The sequence below is a fragment of the Streptomyces sp. P5F9 genome, assembly GCF_057961495.1.
In genome coordinates this window covers 1-5,104 of the sequence record NZ_JBXVPZ010000594.1, presented here as the reverse complement: position 1 = coordinate 5,104, position 5,104 = coordinate 1, and the positions used below count along the sequence as shown (strand labels likewise).

6 protein-coding genes and 1 pseudogene are annotated in these 5,104 nt (G+C 71.4%); 6 read left to right on the top strand and 1 reads right to left on the bottom strand.

The window, feature by feature from the left end:
- Positions 1-178, top strand: a pseudogene (locus AC31A1_RS46415) (helix-turn-helix domain-containing protein); the annotation flags it as partial.
- Between the two features lie 49 nt (positions 179-227).
- Positions 228-848: a Uma2 family endonuclease gene (locus AC31A1_RS46410; protein WP_489659100.1), complete on the top strand. Its 621-nt coding sequence runs from the start codon at positions 228-230 to the stop codon at positions 846-848.
- Positions 849-864: 16 nt separating this feature from the next.
- On the opposite strand, the gene AC31A1_RS46405 is transcribed toward AC31A1_RS46410, so the two are convergent.
- The gene (locus AC31A1_RS46405; RefSeq protein ID WP_489659099.1) at positions 865-1,791 is read right to left on the bottom strand and encodes a DUF3027 domain-containing protein; all 927 of its coding nucleotides are present in this window, start codon (positions 1,789-1,791) and stop codon (positions 865-867) included.
- Between the two features lie 400 nt (positions 1,792-2,191).
- Between AC31A1_RS46405 and AC31A1_RS46400 the strand changes: the two genes are divergently transcribed.
- From AC31A1_RS46400 to AC31A1_RS46385, 4 genes are all read left to right on the top strand, one after another.
- Positions 2,192-3,616 carry an MFS transporter gene (locus tag AC31A1_RS46400; protein WP_489659098.1) on the top strand — a complete coding sequence of 475 codons (1,425 nt, stop codon included), beginning with the start codon at positions 2,192-2,194 and terminating at the stop codon, positions 3,614-3,616.
- A gap of 73 nt (positions 3,617-3,689) precedes the next feature.
- Positions 3,690-4,154, top strand: coding sequence for a hypothetical protein (locus tag AC31A1_RS46395; protein WP_033281199.1), 465 nt, complete (start codon positions 3,690-3,692; stop codon positions 4,152-4,154).
- Positions 4,124-4,834, top strand: a complete 711-nt coding sequence (locus AC31A1_RS46390; RefSeq protein ID WP_489659097.1) for a futalosine hydrolase — start codon at positions 4,124-4,126, stop codon at positions 4,832-4,834. Before AC31A1_RS46395 ends, AC31A1_RS46390 begins: the two co-directional genes overlap by 31 nt.
- Positions 4,831-5,104, top strand: a 274-nt coding sequence (locus AC31A1_RS46385) for an MqnA/MqnD/SBP family protein (protein ID WP_489659096.1), incomplete at its 3' end; no start/stop codon positions are given. The genes AC31A1_RS46390 and AC31A1_RS46385, both read left to right, overlap by 4 nt.

Below are 5,104 nucleotides of genomic sequence, written 5' to 3'. Positions count from 1 at the left end.
CCTCCTGGCCCACCGCCTGAGCGCCCAACTCCCGCCCCCACCACCGTTCCGGGCTCCGGCACCACCACCAGCCGTACGGCACCCGCTCCAGAACTGCGAAGGCTGCGACCGCGCCTTCCGCTCACCTATCCCAGGACGCTGCCATGGCTGCCGAACCGATCTTCCAGGGGCCACCTAGCATGAAGGGGACGATCCTTGCCCCCAGGCACAGACGAGGAGCGAGCGCCATGACCATCGCCTCGGACAACGCGCAGCAGGGCGCTTCCCACTTCTACCGGGCCATGAGGGACTTCCTTGAGTCCATGGACGACACCATCCCGGGCAAATTCGAGATCACCAAGGAAGGGATCGTCCACGACATGATGGCGCCCGTGAAGCCGCACGAACTCACCGTGCTGCACCTCCGGAAGCGCCTTGAGAAGGTCATGCCGGAGGAACTCGTGGCCCACACGGGGGAGCCGGACGTGGAGGCCGCGGCCGAGGGCATCATGCGTCACCCCGATGTGATGGTGATCGCCATGGCGGACATGGAGGGCGACGGTGCGTTCGACCCACATACGCTCATCGCCGCCATCGAAGTCGTGTCACGCTCCAACCCGGACAACGACTGGGTGAGCAAGATGCGTGACTATCCCCTGCTCGGCATTCCCGTCTACGTGATCTTCGACCCCCGCACGGGCGAGGGCGCCGTCCTCACCGACATCCACGCCACCCCCGACGGCCCCCGCTACGCCACCCGCAAGGACTTCGTCTACGGCGAGGACGTCACCATCGGCGACTGGACGATCTCCACGGACAACCTGCCGCGCTACGGAGAAGACAGGGGCACCGGCCAGCCCAAGCCGTGAACCGACCGGCACACCTCTACGAGTGCCCCAGCTCCGCGGAATCCCCGTCCATGCCCACCGACACCGACCCCGAATCCGCCGCAGGCCGCAGCGGGAACGGGTCCACCATCGTCTCGTCGATCACATGGGCCGGAGGCTGGGGCGGTTTGGGCATGATGGCCGCTTCCGAGTGGCCGCCGCAGCCGTAGGACAGGGACACGACGTGGCCGTCCGCCGGGGAGAACTCGTTCGCGCAGACTCCGAACGCCTGGCCCAGGGAGCCGCCGATCGCGACCAGGAAGCCGCAGCTGACGCAGGCCGCCGGGGCCGCCTGGGCCATCGGGGTCTTCGGGCCGAAGCCGTCCTCCCAGCGGTCGGCGGCGACGTGGAGGCCGTAGCGGGAGAGGACCCTGGCGCGGCGGATGCCCAGTTCCTCGGCCACCGCCGCGATCGAGCCCCGGGTCGGCGCGACGGGTAGAGCCGACGGCGCTCCCGCCGTCACCTCCGCGTCCTCCGACTCCACCAGCTCCGCCATCTCCTCCGAGACCGCGGAGTTCGGCGGGGGCTCGTCCTCGCCCGTGTAGCCGGGCTCCAGGCGGAGGTCCTCCGCGTCGGTGGGGAGCAGGTCGCCGGGGCCCATGTCGCCGGGGCGGAGGCGTTCGCTCCACGGGACCCATTCGGGGGCCAGGAGCGAGTCCGGGCCTGGGAGCAGGACGACCTCGTCCAGAGTCACCAGCTTCGCGCGGGACGCCCTCGCGACCGTCACCGCCCAGCGCCAGCCCCGGTAGCCGAACTCCTTGCATTCGAAGAAGTGCGTGACCACCCGGTCGCCGTCGGATTCGAAGCCGGCGTGCTCGCCGACCACGCCGGGTGCGGCGGCCTCCTCGGCTGCGGCACGGGCGAGGTCGACGGCCTCGGCGCACAGGCGGTCGGGGGTGCGGCTTCGCGTGGTCGCTGCGCTCACAGGTATCGCTTCTCTCCTACGCCGTCTCACGGGTGCGCCTGGTGTGGCGAAGGGAGCGGACGGAGCGGCTGAAAGACATGTACCAGGCCCTTGGGGGCACTGGTGGAGGGCCGCGTCGACGTCCGCGCCCGATCGCGCTCGGGCACGCCTACACCATCCATTCTGCGGGATGGCCGAGAGGCGCGCGGCCGAGAACAATCGCCACGGCGCGCTACGCACGCTACCTTCTCCCGCGCCATGCGCCCACACCGACGGCCCCTTGGGCGCTGCGCGGCGGTCATCCGGAAACCCGTAGGACGGTCGGCCGGAGACCTGTGGAACGGCCCAGAATCCACTTCCGTACGCCTCCATACGTGCGGTAACCGCACTACTCACGCCGTTCTCGGGGCACTATGACGGGGTGGCAGCCGCGAGGTCGCCCCAAGGCGCCACCGGGATCGGTGGCACGAAGGGGAACATCCGAGGTGGCGGTTCGGGCCGGGTGAGCGGTTCCGTCCGCGCGATGGGTCGTGCCCTGCACTTCCCCGTCACCGGTACCGCCCGCGGCATCCGCAAGGCGACCCACGCGCACGGCGCGGGCGAGTCGGGCCTCGGCCGGCTCATCGAACTGCACGCGGTGAACGGCGCCGGCGACGTGATGATCACGGTCGCCCTCGCCTCGACGGTCTTCTTCTCCGTCCCGACCGACGAGGCCCGGGGGCGGGTCGCTCTGTATCTCGCGATCACCATGGCCCCGTTCACCGTCCTGGCTCCCGTGATCGGGCCCCTGCTCGACAAACTTCCGCACGGGCGCCGCGCCGCCATGGCCGCCGCGATGCTGGCCCGCGCCCTCCTCGCGCTGATCATCTCCGGCGCGGTCGCCAGCGGCAGCCTGGAGCTGTATCCGGCGGCCCTGGGCGCCCTGGTCGCCTCGAAGGCGTACGGCGTCGTCAGAAGCGCCGTGGTGCCCCGGCTGCTGCCACCCCGCATCTCGCTGGTGAAGGCGAACTCCAGAGTCACCCTCGCCGGGCTCCTCGCCACCGGCGTCGCCGCCCCGATCGCGGGCGCCCTGCACGCCATCGGCGACCCCTGGCCGCTCTACGGCGCCTTCGTGATCTTCGTCGGCGGTACGTTCCTGTCGTTCTCCCTGGACCCCAAGGTCGACTCGGCCAAGGGCGAGGACACGGCGCTGCTCGCGGCGGACGCGGACCATCTGCACGGCCCGCATCCCAGGGAGGTCAAGCGGCCGGGGCTGCGCACGGTCGGCATCGCCGTCACCCACGCGCTGGGCGCCAACGCGGCCCTGCGCTGGCTGTCGGGCTTCCTGACCTTCTTCCTCGCGTTCCTGCTGCGCGAGCACCCGATGACCGGGCAGAGCGCGGCCGTGTCGCTGGGCATAGTCGCGGTCTCGGCGGGCGTGGGCAACGCGCTCGGTACGGCGGTCGGTTCCTGGCTGCGGCAGCGGGCGCCGGAACTCATCATCGTGACGGTGATGGCGGTCGTGCTGGGCGCGGCGGTCACGGCGGCGATCTTCTTCGGCGCGGCCCTGGTGGCCTGTCTCGCCGCCGCGGCCGGGTTCTGCCAGGCGCTGGCCAAGCTGTCCCTGGACGCGCTGATCCAGCGGGACGTGCCCGAGCTGGTGCGCACCTCGGCGTTCGCGCGCTCCGAGACGATGCTCCAGATGGCCTGGGTGCTCGGCGGCGCGATCGGCATCGTCATGCCGCTGAACGGCGCCCTCGGCTTCACCCTCGCCGCCGGAGTCATCGCCCTGGGCTGGCTGACCACCCTGCGCGGGCTGCTCGCCTCGGCACGTCACGGGGCCGGCGGACGCCCGCGAGTGGCCTAACCCGCACCACCCGGCCCGCCGCGCCGCACCCCACGTGGGGGGAGGACTGGACGGGCCCGATAGCCTTCGCCCCATGACCATGCAATCCGCTGTGCGACGCCGCCGCGCCGTCGCCGCCGCCGGCGCCGTTTCCGCCGGACTGCTCGTCCTGTCGGCGTGCGACAAGCCGACGCCGATCTCGACGATCACCGTCGGGAGGAACTCGGTCCACACCGAGGCCACCTGCTACAACGACGGCGACGCGGTGAAGACCGCGGACCTGGCGAAGTGCCTGAAGGCCTCCACGTCGATCTCGGTCGACCCGGACGACACCGTGCGCTTCGGTGTCGACCCGAAGATCGCCGACAACGGCTGGACGATCCTGATGAACGGTCAGCCGCTGACCGACTCCAGCAAGAAGACGTACCGCACGATCCCCGGCAGCGTGTTCTTCAACACCCAGTACGGCGCGACCGGCAACTCGACCGTCGTCTCCATCAAGGAGGGCGACAAGACGGTCAAGGGCCTGTGGTCCTTCAAGTTCAAGAAGGACTCCTGACCACGTCCGCGTCTTCGCCGTCCTCCGTACGGATTCTCGTCGCCACCGCCGTTCCCGCCGAACGGGACGCGGTGGCACGGGCGTTCACGCGTGACAGCCGGGTCGATGTCATCGCCGCCGGGGTGGGTCCCGCCGCTGCCGCCGCCGCTACGGCCACCACCCTCGCCACCGCCCTCGCCGGCACCCCGTACGCCCTCGTCGTGTCCGCCGGGATCGCCGGCGGCTTCCAGCCCGAGGCGCCCGTCGGCTCCCTCGTGATCGCCGACGAGATCACCGCGGCCGACCTGGGCGCGGAAACCCCTGACGGCTTCCTCCCGGTCACCGAACTCGGCTTCGGCACCGTCACCCACCGTCCGCCGAATGCACTCGTACGAGACCTCGCGGCCGCGGCCGGCGCCCGCACCGGAGCCGTACTCACCGTCTCCACGGTGACCGGAACGGCCGCCCGCGCCGCCGAACTCCGCGCCCGCCACCCCCGGGCCCTCGCGGAGGCGATGGAGGGCTTCGGCGTCGCCGAGGCCGCCGCCGCCCACGGCATCCCCGTCCTGGAACTGCGCGCGGTCTCCAACCCCGTCGGCCCGCGCGACCGCGCCGCCTGGCGCATCGGCGACGCGCTCGCGGCCCTGACCGAGGGATTCGGGAAGTGCGCGCCCGTACTGGAGAGTTGGAGACAGGTATGACCCCGTTCACCGAGCCTGTGCAGCCTTTGCGGATCGCCTACTCCCCCTGCCCGAACGACACGTTCGTCTTCGACGCCTGGGCCCATGGCCGGGTGCCGGGCGCGCCCGCGCTCGACGTGACCTTCGCGGACATCGACATCACCAACGGCATGGCCGAACGCGGTGAGCTGGATGTGCTGAAGGTGTCGTACGCCGTGCTGCCGTACGTCCTCGACGAGTACGCGCTGCTGCCGTGCGGGGGTGCGCTGGGGCGGGGGTGCGGGCCGCTGG

Bases quoted from the DNA above. Each gene is read 5' to 3' on its own strand.
- AC31A1_RS46410 (WP_489659100.1), top strand. From the start codon at position 228: ATGACCATCGCCTCGGACAACGCGCAGCAGGGCGCTTCCCACTTCTAC.
- AC31A1_RS46395 (WP_033281199.1), top strand. From the start codon at position 3,690: ATGACCATGCAATCCGCTGTGCGACGCCGCCGCGCCGTCGCCGCCGCC.